Raw genomic sequence first — 3,527 nt, 5'->3', positions numbered from 1 at the left:
TGCGTCATCGGCGGCGCGAAGATCAAAGATAAAGTCGGCGTCTTCAGCAACTTGATGGATCGCGTGACGGCATTTTGCATCGGCGGCGGAATGGCGAATACATTTTTGGCGGCGCAAGGAATCGATGTCGGCACCTCGCTGCGCGATGACGATCTGCAACCGGCCCAAGCGATGCTCGAGCTCGCCCGTGCGCGCGGCGTCGAGATGATGCTGCCGGTCGATGCGGTCGTTTCGGCAAAATTCGACGACGATGCCGGCGCGCACACGGTCGATATGCCGGACGTCGGCGATTCGATGATCCTCGACATCGGGCCGAAGACTGCCGCCGCATACGCCAAAGCGATCGAAGCGGCGCGCACGGTGGTCTTTAACGGACCGATGGGCGTCTATGAGAGAGCGCCTTACCGCGAGGGCACGCGCGCGGTTGGCGAGGCGATGGCGCGCGCAACGGCGCTCGGTGCGCGCACGGTCGTGGGCGGCGGCGACGCCGCAGCCGCGGCCGAAGAACTCGGTTTCGCGCAAAAAGTCACGCACGTCAGCACCGGCGGCGGTGCGACGCTCGAATTTCTCGAGGGTAAGGAACTCCCGGGCATAAAGGCGCTGGAAGCATGAGGCAGCTGATCTGCGCGGGCAATTGGAAGATGCACAAAACCGGGGGTGAAGCCGCCGCGTTCGTGGATGCATTTCTGCCGCTCGCGCGCGCGATTCCCGAGCGCGTCGAGATCGTGCTCTGTCCGCCGTTTACCGCGCTGGCCGCGGTTTCACCGAAGCTCGACGGCGGCCGCGTGCGCTTGGGCGCACAAGATGTGCACTGGGACGAGAGCGGCGCTTTCACCGGCGCGATCTCGGCGCCGATGCTGCGCGAATATGGCGTGCAGTACGTCATCGTCGGCCACTCCGAGCGGCGCGAGTATTTCGGCGACACCGATTTAACGGTGCGCCTAAAAACCGTGGCAGCGCTGGCCGCCGGGCTGACACCGATCGTGGCGGTCGGCGAAACGATCGAATTACGCGACGCGGGCAAGACGCTGGCGCACGTCACGCTGCAGACGCGCGCCGCGCTCGACGGCTTAAGCCCAGCCGATCTCGCACGCGTCGTGCTCGCGTACGAACCTATCTGGGCCATCGGCACCGGCCGCAGCTGCGACCCGGCCGAAGCGAACGCGGTGATGGCCGCGATACGCGCCTGCGTACCGGGACTGCGGGACGCGCCGATTCTCTACGGGGGAAGCGTCAAACCCGACAACATCGCCGAGTACACGGTGCAGCCGGAGATCGACGGCGGACTCGTCGGCGGCGCCTCGCTCGATCCCGCATCTTTCGCGGCATTGTGCGCGAACGCATCAGGGTGAGCTGTGTCATCCTGAGCAAAGCGTTTTGCCAAAGCAAAATGCGAAGTCGAAGGACCCCGAGCAGCGCACCGAAGGTGCGCGTGACGAAGGGAGCGCCAACACGCCTCTCGACTTGCGCACTTCGTGCGCTGCTCGAGGTCCTTCGACTGGTCCGCTTACGCGGACCGCTCAGGATGACATGCTTGTGAGGTTTCGGCCGCTCGTGCTTTGCGTGCTCGACGGATGGGGCTGCCGCGACGAACTGCACGGAAATGCGATTGCGGCGGCGCGTTTACCGGAGTGGAATGCTTTGCTCGAGCGCTACCCGTGGACGATGCTGAACGCCTCGGGTGAATACGTCGGTCTTCCCAAAGGCGTCATGGGAAACAGCGAAGTCGGCCACACGAACATGGGAAGCGGTCGCGTCGTCGCGCAAGGCGTGACGATCATCAACGAAGATATCCGCTCCGGCGCATTTGCTCAAAACCGCACACTGCATGCCTGCATCGAGCACGTCAAGCGTAGCGGCGGAACGCTTCACCTGATGGGTCTGTTGTCCGACGGAAAAGTGCACAGTTCGCTGGATCATCTCTTCGCGCTCCTCGACGCGGCGCACGCAGGCGGCGCGAATTATGCGATCCATGCGTTTCTCGACGGACGAGACGTGCCGCCGCGTTCGGCGAAAGACTATCTGGGCGCGCTGCAACTGAAAGTGGACTCGCTCAAAACTCCGGCGGCCATAAAAACGGTCATCGGCCGCTTTTATGCGATGGACCGCGACAACCGCCCGGAACGTACGGAAGCGGCATTCGACGCCATCGCACACGCACGCGCCGGCTATGACGCTCCGACCGCGCAAGACGCGCTGGCCGCGGCGTACGCGCGCGGCGAGAACGACGAATTCGTCAAGCCGACGACGATCGCCGGAGGCCTCGCGGTGCGCAGCGGCGACGCGTGCATCTTCTTCAACTTCCGTCCCGATCGCGCGCGGCAGCTCACCGTTGCTTTCAACCGCGCCGGTTACGACGACTTTCTTTTCGCAACGATGACCAAGTACGACGAAACGTTTCCCAACCCGGTGCTCTTCGGACCGCGCCCGCAATTCGATACGTTCGGTGAGATCGTTTCGCGTCAAGGCTTGCGCCAGCTGCGCCTGGCCGAAACCGAGAAGTATGCGCACGTCACCTATTTTTTCAACGGCGGGCGCGAGGACGTCTTCGCAAACGAGGACCGCAAATTGATTCCGTCCGACCGCAGCGTTGCCACCTACGATCTCGAGCCGGCGATGCGCGCGCGAGAGATCACACAGTACGCCGTGCAATCCATCAACGCCGGCACCTACGATGTCATCGTCATGAATTACGCCAATGCCGACATGGTGGGACACACCGGCAAATGGGAGCCCACCATCGAGGCGATCGAAGTGCTCGACGCCTGCCTGGGCGAGCTCGCGCGCGCGACGCTGAAAGCGGGCGGTTTGCTCGCGATCACGGCCGATCACGGTAACGCGGAAGAGAAAATCGACCCGCGAGGAAACCCCCTGACGGCGCACACGACCAACCTCGTGCCGTTCGTTCTCGTGGCGAAAGATTTCACGTGCACGCTGAGGAGCGGCGGAAAGTTGGGCGACATCGCGCGCACGCTGCTGCATTTGGCGGGACTGCCCGTACCGGCCGCGATGACCGGCGAGGATTTGATTCAATGAAGATCGGCGATATCGATCTCGCGCTCGTGCTTGGAAGCGGGCTCTCCGAAATTTTGGCGAGCGGCGCGATTCCGGCGTGGTCGGAGGGCGGGCGCATTCCGTTTAGCGAGCTGAAATTGCCCGTCGCCAAACTCGCGGGACACGCGGGCGAAGCGGTCGCGGGTGAATGGCATGGGAAACGCGTTTTGGCATTTGCCGGCCGCGTTCACGGCTACCAAGGCTTCAGTGCACCGGAGATCACGCGGTCGGTCGCGCTCGCGCGCGCGTACGGCGCGACGAAGCTGCTGCTCACGAACGCGGCAGGCGCACTCAACGAACAATTCCGCGCCGGCGACTTGATGCTGATCTCCGACCACATCAACTTGACGGGCCTCAATCCGCTGCTCGGGAGCGAACTTGCCGATCCGTTCGTGAACATGACCGGCGCGTACAGTCCGCGCCTGCGCGAAGCCGCGCGAAAAGTCGACGGGAATTTGCGCGAAGGCGTCTAT

The 3,527-nt window shown here is 63.7% G+C and carries 4 protein-coding genes; all 4 read left to right on the top strand.

Annotated features, from left to right (window positions below; genetic code table 11):
* Positions 1 to 612: phosphoglycerate kinase (gene pgk, locus VII69_04880; protein ID HEY5094438.1), on the top strand; the 612-nt coding region annotated here is incomplete at its 5' end.
* A complete protein-coding gene (tpiA, locus tag VII69_04875) occupies positions 609 to 1,352 on the top strand; it encodes a triose-phosphate isomerase (GenBank protein HEY5094437.1) in 744 nt (247 codons plus the stop codon). The genes pgk and tpiA, both read left to right, overlap by 4 nt.
* Positions 1,353 to 1,536: 184 nt before the next feature.
* A complete protein-coding gene (gpmI, locus tag VII69_04870) occupies positions 1,537 to 3,036 on the top strand; it encodes a 2,3-bisphosphoglycerate-independent phosphoglycerate mutase (GenBank protein HEY5094436.1) in 1,500 nt (499 codons plus the stop codon).
* Positions 3,033 to 3,527: purine-nucleoside phosphorylase (locus VII69_04865; GenBank protein HEY5094435.1), on the top strand; the 495-nt coding region annotated here is incomplete at its 3' end. The genes gpmI and VII69_04865, both read left to right, overlap by 4 nt.

The organism is Candidatus Eremiobacteraceae bacterium, assembly GCA_036511855.1.
GTDB lineage: Bacteria > Vulcanimicrobiota > Vulcanimicrobiia > Eremiobacterales > Eremiobacteraceae > JABCYQ01.
This window is presented reverse-complemented; position numbering and strand designations above follow the sequence as displayed.

Coding starts and splice junctions, on each gene's coding strand:
- tpiA (HEY5094437.1), top strand. CDS start 609: ATGAGGCAGCTGATCTGCGCGGGCAATTGGAAGATGCACAAAACCGGG.